General features: G+C 72.5%; 16 protein-coding genes. 7 read left to right on the top strand and 9 right to left on the bottom strand.

All coding sequences use genetic code 11. The features are described 5' to 3' along the window. Positions 1 to 117 precede the first annotated feature (117 nt). Positions 118 to 789 carry a DUF2278 family protein gene (locus IE311_RS09400; protein ID WP_189831130.1) on the top strand — a complete coding sequence of 224 codons (672 nt, stop codon included), beginning with the start codon at positions 118 to 120 and terminating at the stop codon, positions 787 to 789. A gap of 21 nt (positions 790 to 810) precedes the next feature. On the opposite strand, the gene IE311_RS09395 is transcribed toward IE311_RS09400, so the two are convergent. The 4 genes from IE311_RS09395 to IE311_RS09380 all read right to left on the bottom strand — a co-directional run bounded on the left by IE311_RS09395 (position 811) and on the right by IE311_RS09380 (position 6,823). Then, on the bottom strand, positions 811 to 2,271 hold the full coding sequence (locus tag IE311_RS09395; protein ID WP_373313803.1) for a SulP family inorganic anion transporter: 1,461 nt from the start codon (positions 2,269 to 2,271) through the stop codon (positions 811 to 813). A 240-nt stretch (positions 2,272 to 2,511) separates the two neighbouring features. Beyond that, positions 2,512 to 4,236: an acyl-CoA dehydrogenase family protein gene (locus IE311_RS09390; RefSeq protein WP_189831128.1), complete on the bottom strand. Its 1,725-nt coding sequence runs from the start codon at positions 4,234 to 4,236 to the stop codon at positions 2,512 to 2,514. Between the two features lie 94 nt (positions 4,237 to 4,330). Continuing rightward, on the bottom strand, positions 4,331 to 4,900 hold the full coding sequence (locus tag IE311_RS09385) for a PadR family transcriptional regulator (RefSeq protein ID WP_189831127.1): 570 nt from the start codon (positions 4,898 to 4,900) through the stop codon (positions 4,331 to 4,333). A gap of 96 nt (positions 4,901 to 4,996) precedes the next feature. Then, on the bottom strand, positions 4,997 to 6,823 hold the full coding sequence (locus IE311_RS09380; protein ID WP_189831126.1) for a glycoside hydrolase family 15 protein: 1,827 nt from the start codon (positions 6,821 to 6,823) through the stop codon (positions 4,997 to 4,999). A gap of 191 nt (positions 6,824 to 7,014) precedes the next feature. Between IE311_RS09380 and IE311_RS09375 the strand changes: the two genes are divergently transcribed. Further along, positions 7,015 to 8,202, top strand: coding sequence for a serine hydrolase domain-containing protein (locus IE311_RS09375; protein WP_189831125.1), 1,188 nt, complete (start codon positions 7,015 to 7,017; stop codon positions 8,200 to 8,202). A 654-nt stretch (positions 8,203 to 8,856) separates the two neighbouring features. Further along, entirely contained in the window at positions 8,857 to 9,774 is a 918-nt protein-coding gene (locus tag IE311_RS09370; protein WP_189831124.1) for a S1 family peptidase, read from the top strand. Positions 9,775 to 9,978: 204 nt separating this feature from the next. Here IE311_RS09370 and IE311_RS09365 read toward each other — a convergent pair whose 3' ends face one another. Further along, a complete protein-coding gene (locus IE311_RS09365) occupies positions 9,979 to 11,292 on the bottom strand; it encodes an MFS transporter (protein ID WP_229901812.1) in 1,314 nt (437 codons plus the stop codon). A gap of 74 nt (positions 11,293 to 11,366) precedes the next feature. Then, positions 11,367 to 12,845 carry a glutamate--cysteine ligase family protein gene (locus tag IE311_RS09360; RefSeq protein ID WP_189831123.1) on the bottom strand — a complete coding sequence of 493 codons (1,479 nt, stop codon included), beginning with the start codon at positions 12,843 to 12,845 and terminating at the stop codon, positions 11,367 to 11,369. 395 nt (positions 12,846 to 13,240) lie between these two features. Here IE311_RS09360 and IE311_RS09355 point away from each other — a divergent pair, with 395 nt between their 5' ends. From IE311_RS09355 to katG, 3 genes are all read left to right on the top strand, one after another. Beyond that, positions 13,241 to 15,382 (top strand): DUF4139 domain-containing protein, encoded by a 2,142-nt coding sequence (locus IE311_RS09355; protein ID WP_189831122.1) that lies wholly within the window; start codon positions 13,241 to 13,243, stop codon positions 15,380 to 15,382. Positions 15,383 to 15,390: 8 nt separating this feature from the next. After that, positions 15,391 to 16,998, top strand: a complete 1,608-nt coding sequence (locus tag IE311_RS09350; protein WP_189831121.1) for a mucoidy inhibitor MuiA family protein — start codon at positions 15,391 to 15,393, stop codon at positions 16,996 to 16,998. A 362-nt stretch (positions 16,999 to 17,360) separates the two neighbouring features. Continuing rightward, positions 17,361 to 19,550 (top strand): catalase/peroxidase HPI, encoded by a 2,190-nt coding sequence (gene katG, locus IE311_RS09345; RefSeq protein ID WP_189831120.1) that lies wholly within the window; start codon positions 17,361 to 17,363, stop codon positions 19,548 to 19,550. A 131-nt stretch (positions 19,551 to 19,681) separates the two neighbouring features. Here the strand turns inward: katG and IE311_RS09340 are convergent, their stop codons facing one another. The 3 genes from IE311_RS09340 to IE311_RS09330 all read right to left on the bottom strand — a co-directional run bounded on the left by IE311_RS09340 (position 19,682) and on the right by IE311_RS09330 (position 23,208). Further along, positions 19,682 to 20,245, bottom strand: a complete 564-nt coding sequence (locus IE311_RS09340; RefSeq protein ID WP_189831119.1) for a dihydrofolate reductase family protein — start codon at positions 20,243 to 20,245, stop codon at positions 19,682 to 19,684. An 83-nt stretch (positions 20,246 to 20,328) separates the two neighbouring features. Beyond that, complete coding sequence (locus IE311_RS09335; protein WP_229901811.1) at positions 20,329 to 21,015, bottom strand: transcriptional regulator; 687 nt, start codon at positions 21,013 to 21,015, stop codon at positions 20,329 to 20,331. 57 nt (positions 21,016 to 21,072) lie between these two features. Next, positions 21,073 to 23,208, bottom strand: coding sequence for a SpoIIE family protein phosphatase (locus IE311_RS09330; RefSeq protein ID WP_189831281.1), 2,136 nt, complete (start codon positions 23,206 to 23,208; stop codon positions 21,073 to 21,075). Positions 23,209 to 23,661: 453 nt separating this feature from the next. Here IE311_RS09330 and IE311_RS09325 point away from each other — a divergent pair, with 453 nt between their 5' ends. After that, positions 23,662 to 24,249: a hypothetical protein gene (locus tag IE311_RS09325; RefSeq protein ID WP_229901809.1), complete on the top strand. Its 588-nt coding sequence runs from the start codon at positions 23,662 to 23,664 to the stop codon at positions 24,247 to 24,249. Positions 24,250 to 24,412 lie beyond the last annotated feature (163 nt).

The raw sequence follows: 24,412 nt of genomic DNA, 5'->3' as shown, positions 1-24,412 counted from the left end.
CCGGCCCGCCCGCTCCCGCAGCACGGAGCACGGAGCACAGAGCACAGAGCACAGAGCACAGAGCACGGAGCGTCACCAGGGAATGCGTTACGTGACATCCGGTGTTTCACTGGCGCTATGCCATTCCAGAGCTACGGCGTGCTCGTGGGGACCCTCCACAGCCATTTCCGCGACACCGAAGACGCCCAGGGCCGCTGGTTCCACATCAATCTGAAGGTGGACGCGCCTGCCGGGCAGTACCACTGTGCCGTCGACGTGGACAGCCACAAGTCCAACGTCGGAGTGCAGTGGAAGACCTTCACCCTGAAGGCCTCCGCCGTCGGGCCGGCCGCCGCCCTCGCCCCCGGGTACCACGACCTCGCGTCCGAGCCCTACTCGGGCGCCATGGACTATCTGCGCCATCCCGAACTGGTGGACCGCACCGGTGTCCTCTTCGAGCGACGCCCGCCTTCCTGGCTGCAGGAGCTCCTCGACCTGCTGGGCTCGCGCCCTTGGCACACGGGCACCAACGTCGACGCCGCCGACGCGCTGGAGCCGATGCTGGTCCCCGGCCGCCGGATCCTCGTCTTCGGAGAACCGTTCACCGACGACCCCGAGGGCGACCTCGGCATGCACAACATCCACCAGAACCAGGGGGACCCGTCCGGCTCGCAGTGGTGGGAGGAGAACGGCATCTGGCAGGACGGCGCGACGCTCCTCGAACGCCCCGACGGCCGGTACGACGTCTTCCTGAACAAGTTCTCCAGCCAGGCGGGACGCACGAACAGCGCGGGCCACCCCGTCGTGTGACGACGCCGGCCCGGATCCCGGTCAGGCGCCGGCGAGTTCTCCGCTGAGCCGGCCGTGGAGGGCCGCGCTCGGCCCGTTCAGCCCCGTGATCTCCACCGTCCTGCCGCGCTGGGCGTACTTCGCCCGGACCGCGTCCAGGACGGCGACGGACGAGGCGTCCCAGACGTGGGCGGCCGACAGGTCGATGACGACCCTGTCGGGGTCGGTGGCGTACGCGAACCGGTCGACGAGTTCGTTGGCCGACGCGAAGAACAGCGCTCCGGTCACCCGGTAGACCACCGAGCGGCCGTCGGGGTCGGTCACCGCGGTGACCTCGGCATGGTGGGCGACGCGCCTCGTGAAGATCACCATGGCGGTGACCGACCCGGCGACCACACCGACGGCGAGGTTGTGGGTGGCGAGCACGCACGCCACGGTGATCATCATGACGGCGATCTCTCCGGCGGGCATCCGCCTGAGGGTCGCCGGGGCGACGGAGTGCCAGTCGAAGGTCGCGAAGCACACCATGATCATGACGGCCACCAGGGCGGCCATCGGGATGCCGGAGACGATCGGGCCGAAGACGATGCAGAGCACCATCAGGAAGGCGCCCGCGAAGAACGTGGAGAGGCGGGTCCGGGCTCCGGACACTTTCACGTTGATCATCGTCTGACCGATCATGGCGCAGCCGCCCATGCCGCCGAAGAAGCCCGTGACGATGTTGGCGATGCCCTGCCCGACGGACTCGCGGGTCTTGTTCGAGCGCGTGTCGGTGATGTCGTCGACGAGCTTGGCCGTCATCAGCGACTCCATCAGACCCACCAGCGCCATGGCCACGGCGTACGGCGCGATCGTCATCAGGGTGTCCGGGGTGAACGGCACGTCGGGCAGCCCGGGCACCGGCAGGGAGGACGGCAGGGCCCCCTTGTCGCCGACCGTGGGCACCGCGATGCCGGCGGCGACCGTGACGGCCGTCAGGATCACGATGGAGACCAGGGGCGCGGGGACCACGGTGGTGATCTTCGGGAAGAACACCATCAGGAACAGGCCGGCGGCGGCGAGCGGGTAGACGGGCCAGGGGACGTTCCACAGCTCGGGGAGCTGGGTCATGAAGATCATGAGGGCCAGTGCGTTGACGAACCCGACCATCACCGAACGCGGGATGAAGCGCATCAGCTTCGCCACCCCGAGCGCGCCGAGGACCACCTGGACCACGCCGGCGAGAATCACCGCCGCGATCAGGTACCCGAGCCCGTGCTCTCGGTTCAGCGGCGCGATGACGAGGGCGACGGCACCGGTCGCGGCGGAGATCATCGCCCGGCGGCCGCCGACGATCGAGATCGTCACGGCCATGGTGAAGGCGGAGAAGAGGCCGATCGCCGGATCGACCCCGGCGATGATCGAGAACGAGATCGCCTCCGGGATCAACGCCAGGGCGACGACCAGACCGGCCAGCACCTCGGTGCGCCAGACCTTGGGATCGGTCAGCCGGTCGGAACGCAGACGGGCCGCCCAGGAGGACGGGGACGCGAGGGAGGCACGGGCGGGCGAAGAGGGCAAGGGAGAGGAACCTGTCACACGGGGGCACGCCCCACGGTGGACGGGGCCGGGGCATGGTGCGGATCCGCCGGGGGCGGCATCGGCCCCGGCACGACGACGGCGGGGCGGCAACCTGCCACCTCGCCGCCGTCAACCCTACCCGGGCGTCCTCCCGCACCCACGGGACGACGGAACGGCGGGACCCTACGGCGCCATCTCGTACGTGCCCGACAGCGCCTCGACGCGCTGCCAGACGCGGCCCGAGCGCGCCTCGTCGACGACCGGGCGCCGTACGGCTCCCAGCGCCCAGGCCTGCTGCTGCTCGGTGGCGGAGTCCTTGCCGTGCAGCTCGACTGCGTGGGCGGAGAAGTCCCGTACGAGGACGGCGAACAGCTCGTCGAGGACGTCCTCGTCGAGACCGGTCAGCGCGGCCTGCTCCAGGACCAGCTGGCCGTGGACGACCAGCGCGAACAGCTGGCCGACGGCGAGGAGGAGATCCAGGTCGCGGCTCTGCGCCTCGTCGGGGGCGGCGGTGCGGACGAACTCGCACAGGGCGTCGGCCTGCTCGCGGAAGCGGGCGACGTTCGCCACCCCGGCGTACGTGTCGTAGGCCGGGCGCCAGTCGTGGAAGCGTACGGATCCCAGGCCGCGGGCGGGTCCCTGCTGGAAGAGGAAGGTGTCGTCGGCCGCGTCCAGGCGGGTCGGAACGGGCTCGTACGCGGCCGGGTCCAGCAGGTGGTTCCGCATGAACTTCAGGATCAGGGCCAGGTTGACGTGGACCGTTCCCTCGAGCTTGGGCAGGCCCCGGATCTCGACGGCCGCCTGGGCGAAGTAGTTGTCCTTCTCGAAGCCCTTGGCGGCGATGACGTCCCACATCAGGTCGATGACCTTCTCACCCTCCGTGGTCACCTTCATCTTCGTCATCGGGTTGAAGAGGAGGTAGCGCCGGTCGTCGGGACCGGCGGTACGGAAGTAGTCCACGGCGCGGTCGCTGAACAGCTTCATGCCGACGAGGCGGACGTAGGCGTCGGCCAGCTCGCGCCGCACGTGCGGGAAGGCGGTGACGGGGCGGCCGTAGAGGATGCGGTTCTGGGCGTGGGTGACGGCCTCGTACATCGCGTGCTCGCAGATGCCGATCGAGGCGGTGCAGAGGTTGAACTTGCCGACGTTGACCGTGTTGAGGGCGGCGTCGAAGGCGGCGCGGCCGGTGTGCAGGACGTCCTCCGCCGCGACGGGGTAGTCCTCCAGGCGGAACTCGCTCACGAACTTCGAGGAGTCGACGACGTTCTTCACGAGGTGGTACGCCGGGTGGCGGCTGTCGGCGGCGAAGAAGACATAGCCGTCGGGGCCCTCGACATCGGTGCGGCGGCCGAAGACGGAGACGAGTCCGGCCGCGTTGCCGTTGCCGATGTAGTACTTGGAACCGGTGGCCCGGAAGCCGCCGTCGGCCTCGGGCTCCAGGAGCATGTCGGTGGAGTAGATGTCGGCGCCGTGGCTCTTCTCGGAGAGACCGAACGCGAACACCTCGCCCTGGGAGAGGAGTTCGGCGGCACGGGCGCGGGCGGCGGCGTTGTCGCTCTGCCAGACCGGGCCGAGACCGAGGATGGTGACCTGCCAGGCGTACCAGTAGTCGAGGCCGTAGAAGCCGAGGATCTCGTTCAGGGCGGCGATCCGGGCGGTGTCCCAGCGCTTGTCGCCCTGTCCCTCCCCGGCCTCGGCGGACGGGGTCAGGAAGGTCTCGAACAGTCCCTCCTTGGCCGAGAAGGCGAGGAAGTCCCCGAGCCAGGCACGGGTGCGGTAGTCCTCGATCAGCCGGCGCTTGCCTCGCGCCTCGAACCAGTCGACGGTGGCGCGGAGCAGCCTGCGCGTCTCGGGATCGAAGTGCGCCGGGTCGTAGGTGTGCGGGTTGAACAGCAGCGAGTCGGCCATGTGATCCATCTTTCGGTCCGGTGGACGAGGGTCGTGACGCCGGCGGGCGGGGCCTGCCGGCGGGTGGTCGAGGGGGACGCGCTCCGGGCGCCGGTCAGCGCTCGGGGACGAGCCGGTGGAGGGTGGCGAGGACGTCGTCGAGCCAGGCGAGCGTCATCCGCTCGTACGCGATGCCGCCGCGCAGGACGACGTGCTGGAGCTCCCGGCCCGCGTCGGGCGGGGCGGCGGCCGGGCGGCGTGCCTCGGCTCCCGTGAAATCGCGTTCCTCGCCGGCGAGGTAGCGGGCGAGCCGCTCGGAGTGCGCCTGGCGGTGCCGTTCCACCTCGCCGATGAGCGTGGCGGGGTCGTCGAAGGCGGCACCGCGGATCTTCACGGCGAGGTCGTGCCGGAGGCTCTCCGGCTCGACGGGCTCGTGGAGCCAGCTGGACAGGGCGGCCCGTCCGAGGTCCGCGACGGAGTACTCCTTCTTGTCCGGGCGGCCGTGCTGCGGCACGTCCCGGACGTCGACCCAGCCGTCGTTCTCCATCCGCTTGAGGACGCGGTAGATCTGCTGATGGCTGGCGGTCCAGAAGTAACCGATGGACCGCTCGAAACGCCGGGCCAGCTCGTAGCCGGATCCGGGCTGTTCCAGCAGGGACACAAGAATCGCGTGTTCGATCGCCACACCCGGAATCCTTCTATGCAACTCGTTGCATAGGCAAGTCCGGCCGCCCGGGTGAGACGCGGCTCACCGCCGGCGGACGCCGGGCGCCGCTGCCGGTCAGCGGCGGTCGGCCGCCCTGTCGAGTTCCTCGTCGAGGGCCATCGCCGCCGTGATCAGGGCGAGGTGGGTGAAGGCCTGGGGGAAGTTCCCGAGCTGTTCGCCGGTGCGTCCGATCTCCTCCGCGAAGAGCCCGACGTGGTTGGCGTACGTGAGCATCTTGTCCATGGCGTAGCGGGCCTGGTCGAGGCGGCCGGCCCGGGCGAGCGCCTCGACGTAGAGGAAGCTGCAGAGCGAGAACGTGCCCTCGGAGCCGCGCAGCCCGTCGGGGGACGCCTCGGGGTTGTAGCGGTAGACGAGGCTGTCCGTGACGAGTTCCCGGTCCATGGCGTCCAGGGTCGACAGCCACGAGGGCGCCCTCGGCGAGATGAAGCCGACGAGGGGCATGAGCAGCAGGGACGCGTCGATCACTTCGCTGTCGTAGTGCTGGACGAAGGCCTTGATCTCGGGATTCCAGCCGCGTTCCATCACCTGGACGAGGATCGCGTCGCGCTGCGCGGTCCAGCGCGGGACGTCGGCGGGGCGTGCGTACTCGGTGGCGAGGCGGATGCCGCGGTCGAGGGCCACCCAGCACATCACCCGGCTGTAGGTGAAGTCCTTGCGGCCGCCGCGGGTCTCCCAGATGCCCTCGTCGGGGCGGTCCCAGTGCTCGCAGAGCCAGTCGAGGAGCGAGGCGAACCCCTTCCAGCCCTCGTAGCCGGCCAGTTCGGCGAGGTCGGGCGAGTGGGTCATCGCGTAGGCGAACTCGCCGTAGATGTCGAGCTGGAGCTGGTCGGCGGCGCCGTTCCCGGCCCGTACGGGGAAGGAGTCGCGGTAGCCGGACAGGTGCCCGAGGACCTCCTCGGACAACAGGGGATCGCCGTCGACCCGGTACATGATCTGCATCGGCTCGCTGCCGGGCGGGCGCGGGGCGCGGCCCCGGCCGCCGAGCCAGCGGCGGAAGGCGTCGGCCTCCTCGAGGTATCCGAGGTCGAGCAGGACCCGCACGGAGAGCGAGGCGTCGCGGATCCAGGTGTAGCGGTAGTCCCAGTTCCGCTCGCCGCCAATCTGTTCGGGAAGGCCCATGGTGGGGGCGGCGATCGGGGCGCCGGACGGGGCGTAGATGAGCAGCTTGAGGGTGATGGCCGAGCGGTTGACCATGTTCTGCCAGCGACCCCGGTAGCGGCAGCGGCGGATCCATCCGTGCCAGAAGACACGGGTGTCCTCCATCGTCGCCTCCAGGGCCTCCTCGGTGACCGGCTCGGGGGCGACGGCTCCCGGGGCGGAGGTCTCCAGGACGATGCCGGCGGTCTGGCCGTGCCGGAGGGTGAGGGTGGCGCGCACGTCCTGCCCGTCGGCTTCCAGGGGGAAGCTGCTCCGCAGATGGACGTCGAGGCCGGGGCCGTGGAAGGTGGCCGCGGCGCCGTCGAGCGTGAGGGTGTGCGGGGCGCGGCCGTAGTCGAAGCGCGGCCGGCACTGGACGTGGAAGGTGAGGGTGCCGCGCACCACGCGCAGGGCCCGGACGAGTCGGTGCCGGTCGGTGGGGATGTCGGGCCGGTCGCCCACCGGCATGAAGTCGACCACCTCGCCCACGCCCTCCGGGGTGAGGAACCGGGTGATCAGGACGGCCGTGTCGGGCAGGTAGAGCTGGCGGACGGTCACGTCGTCGAGGGCGGGTGCGACGGTGAAGTGGCCGCCGCGCTCCTGGTCGAGCAGAGAGGCGAAGATGCTCGGGGAGTCGAAGCGGGGCGCGCAGAACCAGTCGACCGCGCCGTCGGCGGAGATCAGCGCGGCGCTCTGCAGGTCGCCGATCATTCCGTGGTTGGCGATCGGGGGGTAGTCGGGCACGGGCGACCTCGCTTCTCCGCGGTTCCGCGCCTTCGGCGCCACTCCTCGGGTCCACGCAACCCGCGGACCGCCGTCCCGGCAACACGGGGGGACCGACCGGGCGAACCGCGTGGTGCGTGCGCGGCCCCTTCCTCACTGTCCGACCGGTCGGTATGTTGCTCGCGACCGCCCGGCACCCCCTGGAGGACGTCATGCCCGAGCCCCGCCCTCACCCCCGACCCGCCGCCGAAGGCCACTGCGACCCCCACTTCGCCGCCGTCCGAGACGCCTTCGAGGCCAATTTCCGCACGCGGGACGAGCTCGGCGCCGCCGTGACGGTCCAGGTCCACGGCGAGACCGTGGTCGACCTGTGGGGCGGCTGGGCGGACCCCGCGCGCACGCGCCCCTGGGAGCGGGACACCGTCGTCAACGTCTGGTCCACGACCAAGGGCGTCACCGCGCTCTGCGCCCATCTCCTCGCGGACCGGGGCCTGCTCGACCTGGACGCGCCGGTCGCCTCCTACTGGCCCGAGTTCGCCGCCGCGGGCAAGGAGGCGCTCCCCGTGCGGTATCTCCTGTCGCACCGCGCGGGGCTCTCCGGTCTGCGCGAGCCGCTGACCCTCGGGGAGTTCTACGACTGGGAGGTGACGACCGCCCGGCTCGCGGCGACGGAGCCGTGGTGGGAGCCCGGCACCCGCTCCGGCTATCACGCCATGACGTACGGCTTCCTCGTCGGCGAGGTGATCCGGCGCGTCACCGGGCGGATGCCCGGCGCGTTCCTCCGCGAGGAGATCACCGGACCCCTCGGCATCGACTTCACCATCGGCCTGCCGGAGAAGGAGGCGGACAGGGCCGCCGAGCTCGTTCACCCCCACACCTCACCGGACGGCGAACGGGCCGCGGCCTTCTCCCAGTTGGCGCCCGCGGCGCAGGCCGCGCTGGCCAACCCGCCCGTCGGCGCCGTCGAGGCCAACAGCCCCGAGTGGCGCGCCGCCGAGGTGCCGGCGGCCAACGGGCACGGGACGGCCCGCGCGGTCGCGCAGCTGTACGGCGTCTTCGCCGGACGCGGCCGCTCCGGCGAGCACCGCGTCCTCTCCGAGGCGGCCGTCGAACGGGCCCGCGAGGGGCAGGGCGCGGGCAGGGACCTGATCCTCGGCGCGGGCTTCGCCCAGGAGACGGAGTGCGCCCTCGGTCTCTGGCTCAGCGGGACGAACGCCTCCTACGGCCCCAATCCGCGCGCCTTCGGGCACGACGGCTACGGCGGCTCCTGCGGCCTGGCGGACCCGGAGTCGGGCGTATCCCTCGGTTACGTGATGAACCGCATGGGTCCCCGCATCGCGGACGACCCTCGCAAGATGGCACTGGTCGAGGCGCTGTACGGGGCACTCGCGGCGCCCTGAGGACGGTACGACCCGGGCCGTCCCGAACCCCGGGGACGGGAACCGGACACCCGGAGCGCCCGGACGGAGGGAACGATTCCGGCATTGAGGGGCGTCCGGGCCCGGCCCGCGGGCCCGCGGTGCCCGACTCTCCGCCAGGGCGCGGAACTCTCGTATCGCCCGGACCGCATCGCGGGCCGCGGCCGGATCTGTGCGCCCGCGACTTCCTCGGCGGCCGACCGGAGCTCCGCGCGACCGGCACCGAGGGCGGTGGCACGCACGGCGTGGGAGCGCGCCCACCGCCGCGCCTGAACTGGGGAGACGGTGCGCCCCCTTCCACTCCTCAAGGCGCGTCCCACTCCGTGAACCCGCGACCCCGGGAGCACACCTGAGGGAAAGTCAGCAAATTTCCGCAAGGCTTTTCACGACCTCGGTCCGCCCCCTCCGCCGCGACCGTCGATACGCGCCGACCGCACCTCCGGATCCGGGATCCCCATGAACGCGCGTAGATAGGCCGAAAGGCGTCCTTGCCCCCGGGTCGCCTGGATTCGAGGATTCGACCTGTCGAGATTGACAGGTCCATGACTACGCCATCTTTCCGTCCCGGCCCCGTCCGCTCGGCACCGAGGGATCGCCCACCCAGCGATTCCCCCCACTCCCCCACCGGAGGATCAAGTGAACTTCAAGCGTCTGTCCCCCCTCGGCGGCGCCGCCAAGGGCGCACGGCTGATCGCCGTGACCTCCGCCCTGATCGCCGCCTCGGCGCTTGCCGTCCCCGCCTCGTCCGCCGCCCCGGCCGTGGACGGCCGCGCCACCACCGCCCAGCTGGCCGCCGCCGACCAGGCAGTCCGTGGAGCGGACGTGCCCGGCACCGCCTGGTACACCGACCAGGCGACCGGGAAGATCGTCCTCACCGCCGACTCCACGGTCTCCGCCGCCGAGATCGCCTCGATCAAGAAGGCCGCCGGTGACCGTGCCGGCGACCTGCAGATCAAGCGGACCCCCGGCACGTTCAACAAGCTCATCGCCGGCGGCCAGGCCATCTACGCGGGCGGCGGGCGCTGCTCGCTCGGCTTCAACGTCCGCAGCGGCTCGACCTACTACGCCCTGACGGCAGGCCACTGCACCAACATCGGCAGCACCTGGTACACCAACTCGGGCAACACCACGGTGCTCGGCACCCGGGCCGGCAGCAGTTTCCCGACCAACGACTACGGCATCATCCGGCACTCCAACGCCTCTGCGGCGGACGGCCGGGTCTACCTCTACAACGGCAGCTACCGCGACATCACCGGCGCGGCCAACGCCTCCGTCGGCCAGTCGGTCCAGCGCAGCGGCAGCACGACCGGTCTGCGCGGCGGCACGGTCACCGGGCTGAACGCGACCGTCAACTACGGCGGCGGCGACGTCGTCTACGGCCTCATCCAGACCAACGTCTGCGCCGAGCCCGGCGACAGCGGCGGCGCGCTCTTCTCCGGCACCACGGCGCTCGGCCTCACCTCCGGCGGCAGCGGCAACTGCTCCAGCGGTGGCACGACGTTCTTCCAGCCGGTGACGGAGGCGCTGAGCGCGTACGGCGTGAGCGTCTTCTAGCCCCGGCGGCCCATGGCCCCACCGGATCCGCGGAGGCGGCGGCCTCCGCGGATCTTCCATGGGCCGGGGCCTGTGCCGCACGGTCCGACGCGAACCCCGGAGGCACCGGGAGCGGTGCGGGTCACGGGATCGCGAACGCATGGGCGACTCCTGGTCGGTTGCCGGTCTCCGGTGGTCGCCGCCCGCCCCCGGGAGGTTGCCGTGTCAGCGGTCGAGCCGCCCGTGGGCGGTCTCCGGCAGCCGGAGGTACACCACCGAGGACACCAGGCACAGGAAGGCCACGTACCAGGGGAACAGTCCCGGAAGGTCGAGGTCGGTGAAGAGCGTCCCGACGTACGGCGCCGTGCCGCCGAAGAGCGCGACGGTCAGCGAGTAGGGGAAACCGATCCCGGCCGCCCGCACGCGCGCGGGGAACATCTCGGCGTTCACGGCGGCGGAGATCGAGGTGAAGCCGGTCAGCAGCACCATGCCCGCGCACTGCACCAGGAGGAGGGAGAGGAACGAGCCGTCGAGGGCGCGCAGGAGGGGCACCCCCAGAGCCGCGAACCCGAGGCCGAAGAAGAGCAGGGACGGTTTGCGGCCGAAGCGGTCGGAGAGCAGTCCGCCGACCGGCTGGAGCAGGGCGAAGAAGGCCAGGGACAGGGTTCCGGCGAGCAGCGCGTCCGCCTTGTCGATACCGGTGTTGAGCACCGCGTACGTCGGCAGGTAGGAGGTCCACGTGTAGTACGCGAGGGTGCCGCCGGCCGTGATGCCGCAGATCAGCAGCGACGCGCGCGGGTGGTGGCGCAGCGCGTCGAAGAGGCCCGGCCGGGGGGCTTCCCGCTCCGCGGCGCTCCGTGTCTCCTCGGCGCCCCGGCGGATCCAGAAGCCGGCGAGGCTGAACACCGCGCCGAGCAGGAAGGGGATCCGCCAGCCCCAGCCGTTCATCCGGTCCTCACCGAGGACGCCGATGAGCAGCGCGGCGATGCCCGAGGCGGCGAGCTGGCCGACGGACGTGGAGACGTACTGGAAGGACGAGAAGAGGCCGCGCCGGCCGGGTCCCGCCGACTCGACGAGGAAGGTGGTCGAGGCGGCGAACTCCCCGCCCACCGAGAGGCCTTGCAGCAGCCGGGCGACGACGAGCACCACGGGGGCGAGGACGCCGGCGGTCGCGTACGTCGGGGTCAGACCGAGCAGCAGGCTGCTCCCGCCCATGAGCAGGATGGTGGCGGTGAGGGCGGTCCGCCTGCCTCGCCGGTCCGCGAGGGCGCCCATGAGGAGTCCGCCGACCGGGCGCATGAAGAAGCCGACGGCGAAGACGGCGAACGTCGACAGGAGCGGGACCAGGGAGTTCCCGGACCCCTTGGGGAAGATCTGGTTCGCGAGGTAGGCGGCGAGGAAGGTGTACGCGTACCAGTCGTACCACTCGACCGCGTTGCCGACGGAGGCCGCGAGGAGCTGTCGCAACGGCCGACGGGGCGGCGGCGGGACGGGGGGGACGGGGGTGGTGCCGAGACTCGTCGCAGGCGTGTCTGTCATGATCACGACCTGCCCTGGACCGGCCCCGGGTACGCCTCGCTTTCGGCCGCGTCGCGCGGCCGGCGCACCGGGGGTCAGTCGACCGGCCAGGTGTGCGCCGGAGCGTTCAGATGCATGTACTCGATGTACTGCTGGGTCATCTTCCGCAGTGCCTGGTGCCGGTCCGCGTGGTCGATGTCATGGATGTGGTGGAACATCTCCGACTGCCACACCGCGCCGTTGCGGCCGCTGACGCACCGCTGCTCGATGACGCCGAGCAGCGGCTCCCGCCGGGCCACCTCCAGACCCATCCGCTCCAGCCCCCGGTCCGCCAGGGGCAGCAGGCGCCGGAGCACCAGCTCGGTGACCGGAACCTCGCCCATCCCGGGCCAGTACACATGCGCGTCGATGCCGTGGCGCGCGGCCGCGTGCAGATTGTCCTCCGCCGCCGAGAAGGACATCCGTGACCAGACGGGCCGGTCCTCCTCGACCAGGGCCCGGATCAGCCCGTAGTAGAAGGCGCCGTTCGCCAGTACGTCGGCCACCGTGGGTCCCGCGGGCAGCACCCGGTTCTCCACCCGCAGATGCGGTACGCCGTCGACGACGGCGTAGACGGGACGGTTCCAGCGGTAGACCGTGCCGTTGTGCAGGGTGAGTTCCGAGAGTCCCGGGATCCCGCCGCGGTCGAGCGTCTCCTCCGGGTCCTCGTCGTCGCACAGGGGCAGCAGCGCGGGGAAGTAGCGGGCGTTCTCCTCGAAGAGGTCGAAGACGGAGGTGATCCACCGCTCGCCGAACCACACCCGCGGCCGTACGCCCTGCACCTTGAGCTCCTCCGGCCGGGTGTCGGTGGCCTGCTCGAACAGCGGGATCCGCGTCTCTCGCCACAGCTCCTTCGAGAACAGGAACGGCGAGTTCGCCGCCAGGGCCACCTGCACCCCCGCCACGGCCTGCGCGGCGTTCCAGTACTCCGCGAACTCGTCGGGCGAGACCTGGAGGTGGAACTGGGTGCTGGTGCACGCCGCCTCCGGGGTGATCGTCTCCGCATGGGTCCGCAGCCGCTCCACCCCGTCCACCGAGATCAGCAGGTCCTCGCCGCGCGCGGCGAAGATCTGCTCGTTCAGCAGGTGGTAGCGCGGATCCCCGGAGAGCGACTCCGGGCCGGCGTCCTTCAGCTCCAGCGTCGGCAGAATGCCGATCATGACGAGGTGGGCGCCGATCTCCGCCGCCCTCGCCTCGGCGTGGTTGAGCGCCTCGCGGATCTCCTGCTCCCAGGAGTCGGGGCCGCCCTCGGCGAGCCGCCGCGGTTCGATGTTGATCTCCAGATTGAACCGGCCCAGCTCGGTCGACCAGGTGGGATCGGCGATCGCCTCCAGGACGTCCGTGCTGCGCATGGCGGGCTCGGCGGTGGCGTCCACGAGGTTGAGTTCGATCTCCAGACCGACCTGCGGCCGCTCGAAGTCGAAGCGCGACTCCCTCAGCATCCGTGCGAACACGTCGAGGCAGGTGTGCACCTTGTTCCGATACCGGCGGCGGTCCTCGCGGGTGAACTCCAGCGCCGGGACATCACGTCCCATCGGTCCCTCCCGATCTCGTCGGCACGGACCCCCGACCTTCAGCGTCCCACTCCCCGGGCCTACCAACCACCGAAGCGGTCCGGATCCGCCCACGACGGCGCGACGGCACGTGGACGCATCCCCGCCGGGGCAAGGGGGAGCGCCCGCGGCGACGGCCCGGGGAAATCTTCCGGCGACGGCGGGGGGCTCCCGGCGACGGTGGGTGACGACTCCGGCGACGGCCCGGGCGAGATCCTCCGGCGACGTGGGGGAGGTGCCTGCCCTCGATCCGCGTGCCCGCTCGGGCGTAGGCTTCGCTCGGCATCGACGCCGTGGGGCGGGGCGAAGTGGGACGGGGGCGGGGGCACGTGACGGCTGGAACGGCACCGAGGTGGGGATCGACCCTCGATTCGGTCGTGGTGTACGCGCAGGGGGCGCTCTGCCGCCGGCTGGCCCGGGGCGTTCTGCCGTCGGAGGGCACGGTCCGGGTGACCGGGCTCCCCCGGTCGCTGGACCCCGGCTCCCTGCGGGCCCGGGTCCTCGGCTCGTCCGGTGTCCGGGTCACCGAGGCCCGGGTGGAGATCGAGGCGGAGCCGCTCGGCACCGTCACCGGCGCACCCGAGGGCCTGCGCGACGAGGTCGAGCGGCTGCGCGACACGCATGCGGCGGCGCAGGGGCGCCGGGACCGGCAGCTGGCCCTGATCGCCGAGGTCGGAGGCCTGCGCCCGGTGCCGCCGCCGAGCAGTCGTGACGACCCGCAGTACCGCAGGACCCCCGTCGACGCATGGCTGGAGCTCGCCGATTTCGTCGAGGAACGGCTGTCCGGGCTGCACGCCCGTCTCGTCGAGCTGGAGGAGGCGCTGCTGCGCGCCGATCACGAGCTCTCCGTCGCCGCGGACCGTCTCGCCCGTGCCTCGACCGACGCGCCGTCGGCGCACGTGGAGACCACGGTCTCCGCCCTCCTGACCCTCGTCGGTACCGGTGAGGCCGGGGCGGAAGGTCCGGCGCGGGACGAGACCGGGGCAGCGCCCGAGCTGGAGCTGGAGCTGGAATACGGGGTCCCCGGCGCGGTCTGGGTACCGGCGTACCGGCTCACCCACCGTCAGGGCGACGGCACCGGCCGACTGGTGCTGCGCGCCTCGGTCGCCCAGCGCACCGGTGAGGACTGGGCCGGGGTACGCATCGCCCTCGCCACCGCCGACCTCCGTCGCCGCACCGACCTGCCGAAGCTCCGCTCGATGCGGATCGGCCGCCGCCAGGCCGCCCCCGCGCCGTCCGGCTGGCGCGAACCCCCGGCGGGACTCGCCGACCTGTTCTCGGGTTACGAAGGAGCCGGCCCCCGTCCCGCCGCGACCGGCGCACCGGCGTCCGCCGGCGGCTCGCGGCCCGTGGCCCCAGGGGGAGGCTTCGTACCCCCGCCCGCTCCCGTCGCGCCACTGCCACCGTCACCCTCCTTCGCCGGTCCGCCGCTCCCGCCGCTCGCGCAGGCCCCACAGGGCTACGGCGCGGCGCCCCCCGAGCCGGGCGGCGCGTACGGCTCGGCCCCGGAGGCCTTCCGGCAGGAGGCGCCCGCCTTCGCGCGCCGGGGGCCCGTCCAGCCGGGCGGTATGCCCCGGGGCGGCGCGTCCTTCGCGGGCGCGCCCGCCCCCGCCGCCAAGGCTCCGGCCCCCGCGCCTCCCGGCGCGGCCGCGCCGACCCCTCCGCCGCCTCCCCCGCCCGGTCCGCCGCAGCCGAGCGGCGCCGAGCTCGACTACGCCGCCCTGGTCCTGTCCGGGCCGGACGAGCCGGGCGCCCGCAGGGGCCGGCTGTTCCCCGGGTCTCCGTCCGACCCGGTGGCGGCCGAGTACCGCCGTCACGCCGAGTCGGTGTCCGCGCTGCCGCTGCCCGGGTATGCCGTGCGTCCCCGCGAGTCCGCGGGTTCGTTCGACCACCGCTTCGACGCCGCCGCCCGTGCCGACGTTCCTTCGGACGGCAGCTGGCACACCGTCACCGTCGGCGAGATCCCGGTCGGTCTGCGCACCGAGTACCTCTGTGTGCCCTCCGTGGAGCAGACCGTCTACGCGACGCTGGTGCTCTCCAACGCCACCGACCAGGCCTTGCTCGCGGGCCCGGTGGAGGTCACCGTCGACGACGACTTCCTGCTGACCGCCGCGCTGCCCACGCTTGCTCCGGGCGGGGTCCGCAGGGTGGGCCTCGGGCCGGCCGAGGGCGTCCGGGTCACCCGTCGTACGCATCTGAACGAGTCGACCGCCGGACTGCGCAACAACATCACCGTGCTCGACCACCGTGTTCATGTGGAGCTGGCCAACGGGCTCGCGAGGCCCGCCGTGGTCGAGGTCCGCGAGCGGGTGCCGGTCGCCTCCGAGCCCGACATCCGCATCGAGGAACGGGCCGACTGGACGGCGCCCGAGGAGGGCTCGGGGTCCGAGCGGCACGCCCCGGGCACCCGCGTCTGGCGGGTGGACCTGCCCGCAGGTGGCACCACCGCCCTCGACGGCGGCTACGAGATCCGCATCCCGGCCGGCAAAGCCCTGGTCGGCGGCAACCGCAGGAGCTGAGACACCTCATGTCCACCGCCTCGAAGACGAGCTCCGTCCCCGGCCCGGACGCCCCCGGCGGCGCGGTGCCGGTGATCGCCGCCCCGGTCACCGCCGTCACCTGTCTGGAGGACCGCGCCCACGTCGAGCGGTCCCTCGTGCTCGACCTGGAGGCCGGGGTCCAGCGGCTCCGGCTCGGGCCGGTCGGCGCGCTGGCCGTCGACCGTACCCTCCATGCCGAACTGACCTCGGACCGTCCGGCCACCGTGCTCGACGCCCGTCTCGTCCGGAGCTGGGAGCCGCGCGGGCCCCGGCCGCCGGCCGCCGACGACTCGGCCCTGCGCCACCGCGTCCACGCCCTCGAGGAGGAGCGGTCCGTCCTGGAACAGCGGCGCGAGCGGCTGCGGACCCGTCTCGACCTGCTCGGCGGGCTCGCCGTCGACCTGCTGCGGGACATCGGCGAGGGTGCCGGTTCCGGGGAGGCCGAAGGGGCGCGCTGGGCCCGCGAGCTGGACCGGGTGGACGCCGAGCGGGACACCCACGGCGAGCGGCTCCGCACCGTGGACGCCCGGTTGACCGCTCTGGCCGCCGAACTCGGGGCCGTGCAGCGGGCCATGGACGTCTCCGAGGAGGAGCCCGCGGAGCTGGTCGGCCATATCGAGCTGACGGTGGAGGCCGCGGAGGCCGGTCGGGTCGGACTGCGGCTGAGCCACCTCACGCCCTGTGCGCTGTGGAGGCCCGCGTACCGGGCCGCGCTCGACGGGGAGTCGCTGACCCTGGAGACCGAGGCGATGGTCTGGCAGCGCACGGGCGAGGACTGGTCCGGCGTACGGCTGACGCTGTCGACGGCCCGGTCGGCGCTGGCCACCGATCCGCCCTCGCTGGGCGAGGACCGGCTGGTCCTCAAGGAGCGCACGGCGGCGGAGCGTCGCACGGTCGACGTCGAGCTGCGCGAGGAGGAGATCGGGGACCTCGGCCCGGCCGCGGTGCTCGGGCTGCCGGGGGTGGACGACGGCGGTGAGACGCGCGTGCTGCACGCTCCCGTGCCGGTCTCGGTGCCCTCGGACGGCCGGGCCCACCGGGTGCCGCTCTCCGTCTTCCGTACGGCCGCGAGCAGTGAGTACGCCTGCTCGCCGGAGGTGTCCGCGCTGGTCACCCAGGTGGTGCGGTTCGACAACCGGTCCGGGCACGTGCTGCTCGCCGGGCCCGTGGACCTGGTCCGCGGCAGTGGCTTCAGCGGCCGCGGGACGCTCGACTTCACCACCCCGGGTGCCTCGGTGGAGCTGGCGTTCGGCAGCCGCGACGACCACCGGGTGGTGCGGGAGACCGAGGAGTCGCGCGACTCCGTCGGGATCACCCAGCGCACCGTGGTCACCCGCACGGTCCGGCTGCATCTGTCCCGGTTCTCCGCCCCCGGGGAGCTCGGCGACCGGGTGGTCGTGGTCCGGGAGCGGATCCCGGTCTCGGAGGTGTCGGCGGTGGAGGTGCGCCTGCGCAAGGAGGCCTGCTCCCCGGCTCCGGACGAGGTCGACGCCGAGGGCATCGTCCGCTGGGACGTCACTCTCCCGCCGGGCGGGCGTCGCTCGGTCACGCTGGTGTACGAGCTGTCGGCGAGCTCGAAGGTCGCCGGGCTCTGAATCCGCCGTCCCTCCGTCCCCGATCGGGCACCGCTCGTCCCGGGGACGCGGGCCGGGCGGGCTCGCGATGGCGGACACAGCCGCCCGCGCGGGCCGCTCATCGCATTTAACTCTTCTCGCACGTATTCCGGGGCAAGGAAATTCCCCGTCCTTTTCGCCGCCTCTCCGGCGACTTTCGCATTCCCACCGCTTGTTGCGCGGTGACCCTCTGCGTGTTCTCTTAGCCGCGCGGTGCGCGGTGCGCGACCATACGGACGCCGAGTCGCCGTGCTCGACACCGGAAAAGCGCCCGACTTCACCGGCGGGACGTCATCAGCAAGCGGCCGGCAGACGGAAACATCGCGACAGGAAGAAGGACGGACGTGTCCGGCAGCGACAGCGAGAACCCGGCAATCCCCTCCCCGACCCCCGAGGACAACCGCCCCAGGACGAATCTGGACTGGTGGCCGAATCAACTGGACCTCCAGGTCCTCCACCAGAACTCGCCCCAGGCCAGTCCGATGGACGAGGACTTCGACTACGCGGCCGAGTTCGCGACCCTGGACGTCGAGGCGCTGAAGCGGGACGTCTTCGAGGTGATGACGACGTCGCAGGACTGGTGGCCCGCCGACTACGGCCACTACGGACCGCTCTTCATCCGGATGAGCTGGCACGCGGCGGGAACCTACCGCATCGAGGACGGCCGGGGCGGTGGCGGCTCCGGCGCCCAGCGTTTCGCGCCGCTCAACAGCTGGCCGGACAACGCGAGCCTCGACAAGGCGCGCCGCCTGCTCTGGCCGGTCAAGCAGAAGTACGGACGGAAGATCTCCTGGGCCGATCTTCTGGTATTCGCCGGTGACTGCGCCATGGAATCCATGGGATTCAAGACGTTCGGCTTCGGATTCGGGCGGCAGGACATCTGGGAGCCCGAGGAGGTCTTCTGGGGGCCCGAGGACACCTGGCTCGGAGACGAGCGCTACAGCGGCGACCGGGAACTCACCGGTCCTTTCGGCGCCGTGCAGATGGGCCTGATCTACGTCAATCCGGAAGGCCCGAACGGAAATCCGGATCCGATCGCCGCCGCCCGGGACATTCGTGAGACCTTCGCCCGTATGGCCATGAACGACGAGGAGACGGCCGCGCTCATCATCGGCGGCCACACCTTCGGCAAGTGCCACGGCGCGGTCGACCCCGGCTGTATCGGCCCCGAGCCCGAGGCCGCCCCCATCGAGCAGCAGGCCATCGGCTGGCGGAACACCTGCGGCAGCGGCAAGGGCGCCGACGCGCTCACCAGCGGCCTGGAGGGGGCGTGGACCTCCGCGCCGACCACGTGGGACAACGGCTACCTCGACAACCTGTTCCGGTACGACTGGGAGCTCACGACGAGCCCCGCCGGCGCCCAGCAGTGGACCCCCACGGACCCCTCGGCCCAGGGCACGGTGCCCGACGCCCACGATCCGTCGAAGCGGCACGCCCCGATGATGCTGACGACGGACCTCTCGCTGAAGCTGGACCCCGTCTACGCGCCGATCGCGAAGCACTTCCACGAGAACCCGGACAAGCTCGCCGACGCCTTCGCCAAGGCCTGGTACAAGCTGCTGCACCGCGACATGGGACCCGTCTCGCGCTATCTCGGCCCGTGGATCCCGGCACCGCAGCTGTGGCAGGACCCCGTCCCCCCGGTCGATCACGAGCTCGTCTCGGACGCGGACATCGCCGACCTCAAGGGCAGGATCCTCGCCTCGGGCCTCTCCGTCCCCCACCTGGTCACCACCGCCTGGGCGTCGGCCGCGAGCTTCCGGGGCACCGACAAGCGCGGCGGGGCCAACGGGGCACGGATCCGGCTCGCGCCGCAGCGGGACTGGGAGGTCAACGACCTGCCCGAGGTGGCGGGAACGGTGGACGGCCTCGACCGGATCCGGCAGGAGTTCAACGCCTCCCAGGCCGGCGGGGTGCGGATCTCGCTCGCGGACCTGATCGTCCTGGGCGGCTGCGCGGCCGTCGAGCAGGCGGCCAGGAGCGCCGGACACGACATCACGGTCCCGTTCTCGCCGGGGCGCACGGACGCCTCGCAGGAGCAGACCGACGTGGAGTCGTTCGCCGTGCTCGAACCCCGGGCGGACGGGTTCCGCAACTACCTCCGGGCGGGCGAGAAGCTCTCCCCCGAGACCCTGCTGCTCGACCGTGCCTGCATGCTGACGCTGACGGCTCCCGAGATGACGGTGCTGGTCGGCGGCATGCGGGCGCTGAACGCCGGCTTCAGGGGATCCCGGCACGGGGTGTTCACCGACCGTCCCGAGACCCTGACGAACGACTTCTTCGTGAACCTGCTCGACATGGGCACGGAGTGGAAGCCGTCGACCGCGACCGAGAACGTCTACGAGGGCCGCGACCGCGCCACCGGCGAGGTCAGGTGGACCGCCACCGCGGCCGACCTCGTCTTCGGCTCGCACTCCCAGCTCCGGGCCCTCTCGGAGGTGTACGGGTCCCGGGACGCCGGCGGGAAGTTCGCGCGTGACTTCGTGGCGGCGTGGAACAAGGTCATGAACCTGGACCGGTTCGACCTCTCCTGACCGCACCGGCCCCGGCCGTCCGTCTCCCGGCCGGCCGGGGCCGGCCCCGGGCAGAGACCGACGCGGGCGGGGGTCGGCTCGGGCCGCGGTCGACGCGGGCAATACGTCGACCGGACCCGCGCCCGCGCGGCCTAACGCACCACGCGGTAGCGGAGGTGGACGACCCGTGAGTTGAAGGTGCGGGTCTCGACGAGTTCGAGGTCCACCTGGCGCTCCAGGCGGGCGAAGAACGGGATGCCACCGCCGACCAGTACCGGATAGACCATGATCTGGTACTCGTCGATCAGCCCCGCCTCGGCCACCTCCGCGGCGAGCGTCGCGCCGCCGATCGCGATGTCGCCCTCGCCCGGCTCGGACCGCAGCCGCTCGATCTCCTCCGCCACACTGCCGGAGGCCAGGCGGGCGTTGCCCTGTACCGACGTCAGCGTGGTGGAGAACACCACCTTGGGAAGCGGATTCCAGAGCGCGATCCACTCGCGCGTGTCCTCGTCGATCGAGGGGTCCTGGTCGGCGGTCTCCCAGTACAGCATCGTCTCGTACAGCCGTCGCCCCAGCAGATGGACGCCGACGCCCCGGATCTCCTCGATCCAGAAGCGGAAGACGTCGTCCTCGGGCGCCGTCCAGTCGAAGCCGCCGTCCGGCCCGACGATGTAGCCGTCAAGTGAGACGCCCATCGAATACGTCACGCTGCGCATCAGAAGCCCTCCTCGGTATCGGCTTCGACCGTACGGCCGTCGGTCCCCGCGGGCACTCCCGCCGCTCGCGGGGCGCCCCGGATTCACTCGCCCCGCGGCTCGGGTTCTTCTCCCCGGGCGATGCCCAATGTGGCGAGCAGGTCCTCGTGGAGTTCCATCCAGACCGTGTGGCAGGAGTCCTCCCTGACCCGGTCGACCCACGACAGTTCGCCGCGCCGGACCCGCGCGAGCGCGCCGGCGAAGCGGGTGCCGTAGCGGTCGAAGCGGAGGAGCCGGGCACCCAGCCCGTCCGACAGGGACTCGATGGCCCCCTCCAGCGCGGTGAGTTCGCCGAGCACCCGCCCGTCCCACTCCGCGTCCCCGTGGTCGTTGACGGCGAGCCGCCCCGAACCGTCCGGCCTCAGCTGCCAGTCGGTGCAGGCGCGGAGGCAACGGGCGTTGTCGGCGAGGAAGGACTCGTACCACTCCCGTACGAAGGGGCCGAGCCCCGCGGCGGCCAGTTCACCGGCGAGCCGTCGCTCCCCTTCGGCGCGGCCGGAATCGGTGAGGGCCCACCCCCGCGTCCCCGCGAAGGCGCGCCGGGTCACCCAGCCTCTCGCCTCGTGGTCGAGCAGCGCTTCCCCGACGACCTCGGGGTCGAGTCCGTAGTGCGCCGCTGCCGTTTCGTCGTCGACCATGCCCTTGAGCCGTACCGCGTGCAGAGCGAGGAGCTCGGGGTCCGAGACGACGGGACCGGCCGGGGAGTCCTGGAGATCGGTTGGGTTCGCCACGCGACAGAGCATAGGTCGGCCGTCGTCCGAGGGACCCGCCCGGTGTCGAGGTAGGTCTCAGGACTCCGGCGACCGGCGGCGCACCAGGAGGAGGGCGACGTCGTCGGTGCGGTGGGCGCCGTGCTTGACGTGCAGGGTCAGCTCGTCCGCGACCCGGTCCAGATCCCGGGCCCGGGACACCGAGAGCCGCTCCGCCAGGTCCGCCATGGACGTACCGATGTCGAGTCCCGGGGCCTCGACGAGGCCGTCGGTGTAGAGCGCGAGGACCGAACCGGGCTCCCAGGGCAGCTCCACGGTGTCGTACGCGACGTCCGGGGCGATCCCCAGGAGGAGCCCCGGAGGGACCTCCAGCACCTCGGCGCTGCCGTCGGCACGGCGCAGGAGGGGCGGGGGATGGCCCGCGGTGGCCAGCCGGAGACGGTCGTGGGCGAGGTCGAACTCGGCGATCAGACAGCTGGTGAAGCGGTCCGCGTCGAGGTCGTCGAGCAGCCGGTTGGTGCGCGCCAGGATGTCCCCGGGCGAGGTGCCCGCCGTCGCGTGGGCGTGGACGGCGGTCCGCACCTGGCCCATGAGCGCGGCGGCGGTCGTGTTGTGGCCCTGGACGTCGCCGATGACGGCCACCACGGTGGTGGGGGTCGCCCGGATCAGGTCGTAGAAGTCCCCGCCGATGTCCATGCCGTGACCGGCGGGCAGATAGCGGGCGGCGACGTCGATCCCGGGCATGGGCGCCAGGCCGTGCGGCAGCAGGGCGGTCTGGAGACTGCGCGCGAGGGAGTGCTCGGAGTCGTAGAGCCGGGCCCTGGCCAGGGCCTGGGCGATCAGTCCGGCCAGGGAGGTGAGCAGCGCCCGTTCGGCCGACGGGAAGGGACGCGGTCGTTCGTACGAGAGGATGAGCGAGCCCACGGGGCGGCCGGAGGCGATCAGGGGCAGGAACGCCCAGGCGTTGCGTCCCTCGTAGCGCGGCGCGTGGGGGTGGGCGTCGACGAGGTCCTCGTACGTGGGGAAGAAGACGGGGACGCCGGTGGCGAGCACCTGCGCGTCGGTGACCGGCGCCGTGACCGGCTTGCCGTCGTACCGCTCGACGAACTCCTCGCTGTAGCCGCGGTGCCCGATGATGCGCAGCCGGCCCTCGTCGACGTTCATGAGGACGAGTCCGTCGGGCCCGAAGGCGGGGACGATCTGGTCGGCGACGAGTTCGACGACGTCGTGCACCCCCGCGGCCTCCGACAAGGACGCCGCCAGATGCATGAGCTGGTAGACCGCGGCCGTGCCCACGGGCTCGGCGGGGGGCGGGGGCGGGGCGTGGACGGCGGGCGCGGGAGCCTCGCCGGACGCGGCGCCCTCCTCGCCCCGGGTGGTCTCCTCGCCCGGGGGCTCCTCCCGCGGGCTGATGAGGACACTGATGCCGGTGGCGTCCGGGTAGAGCTCGAAGTGCAGCGAGGCAGCCTGCCCGCGCACGACGGTGAACGAGGTCGGCCGGCGGGTGACGATCGCGGCGCGGTAGCGGTCCTCGAAGGCGGGGTCGTTCAGCCAGAGCAGCGCTTCCCACGGCCGACTGCCGAGCAGGTCGGCGGCGCCGGCGTTCACCAGCTCGGCGGCGGCCGTGTTGATGAAGGTGATGCGTCCGTCGAGGTCCAGGGCGCAGCACCCCACGGGCAGCCGCTCGGTGAGGTCGAGAGCGGCTGCTGCCAGGGCCGGATCGGCCTCGGAGGGGCGTACCGGGTGCACGACGAGCGGCGCGGTGGGGTGGGGCGGCGGCGGATCCTGGTCGGCGGCCCGTCGCAGCAGGCGTGCCGACAGCCGGCAGTGGGCGTCGAGGGACTCGCGCTCGCGCGCGTCGAGCTGCGGTGGGTGCGAGACCGGCCAGAGGAGGACGACGCCACCCCAGACGATCGCGGAGTCGGCGATGGGGGCGGCCGCCAGCAGGAAGTCGTACGGCAGCACCATCCCGATCTTCGGGTAGCGGTGGGCGATCTCCTGCCGGCCGCCCAGCCATACGTACGTCCGCTCCCGGATCGCGTCGGCCACCGGGATCGGGGCGTCGACCGGAATCCGGACCCACGGAGCGGCGACCTCCCGCGGCACGCCCGAGAGGAGCACCAGGCGCAGCATCCGGTCGCCCGGGACGAGCAGATAGACGAGGCCCGCCGAGGCCCCGGTGTCGCGCATGAGGCCGGTCAGGACGGCGGCCATCCGGCCGTCGGCGAAGACGTCCTCGGTCTCCGGCCCGCCCACGGAACTCACCGGCCTTCCGCGACCGCGGGGACGCCGGACATGTCGGGGCACGGGGCGACGGGCCGTCGGCGGCACGGGGCCCGGCGCCCGGCGTGGTGCGGCGCGCAGGCCCCCGTGCCGGGGCCCGGCGGCCCGGATCGAGCTCGGCGGCGGCACACGTCACGCATATTCGGACGATACGTCGGCCTCCCCGCGGCCGCGCGGCCAAGCCCCGGCGCGGCCGTCGGCATCGACGCCCCCGGCCCACCCGTGCGGTGGGCTATCGTGCACCGTCGCTCACGGCGGCACCCGCGAGGGGCGGTCGAAATCTGGAGAAAGTGCATGTCAGAGGGCATACGCGGTACCACGACGGCATCTGACACCGTCCATCCACCCGCCTCGGCGCGCCGGTCCGCCCGACCGCTCACGGCGGTGTACCGCACGGCCGCCCTGGTGCTGTACGTCTGGGCGGCGGCGGCCGTCGTGTGCGGCGTCTCCTTTCTCCTCCCGAGTGCGGAATGGGTCGCCATCTCCGTCGGAGTGCTGCTGTGCGTGCTCTTCGGGATACTGCTGCACGCCCTGCACCGGGGCGTCTGGCTGGTGCTGCTCGCCGCCGTACCGGCCCTGTTCGTCCTGGTCGGCGCGGTCCAGTACGCGCCGGAACTGGCCCTGGAGCGGTACGGGGTCCGTGACCGTGTCGTCGTGGTCGCGGACAGTGCCGCCGCCACCGGCGGCAAGAACCACGAGCTGACCCTGCGCGGCTCCGACGGCCGGGAGCTGGAGGAGAGGCTGGTGTACCGGGGCAGCGGTGCGCCGCGGGTCGGTGCGCGTCTCGACGTCGTCCGCGACGGCCGCGGCAAGGTGCCGATGGAGCGGGCCGACCAGGTCGACGCGGCGGGCCGGCGGGGCCAGCTGATCGGCGGTCTCGCCGTCTGGACCGTGCTGGTGCTGCTCGCCGGCTGGCGCGGCCATGTCTCCCGCCGCCGTGACCTCGCGCTCTACGGCGGCGCGCGCCCCTGATCGGGTTCCGGCGACCCGCCGGATCGTCCTTCCGGTGACGTCCCGCCGCCGAGCGGCGCGGGCGGCGCCGGTCGCCACCACCGGACGGCGGCTCGATGCCGTACGACAGCGGGCTGCCGCCCTTCGGGGCATCCCCCGGCCGACGGCCGCGCGGCTGCGGTGC

This window comes from Streptomyces zaomyceticus (assembly GCF_014656215.1).
Classification (GTDB): domain Bacteria; phylum Actinomycetota; class Actinomycetes; order Streptomycetales; family Streptomycetaceae; genus Streptomyces; species Streptomyces zaomyceticus.
The sequence above is the reverse complement of the archived record's forward strand: the minus strand, read 5'-3'. Positions and strand labels throughout refer to the sequence as shown.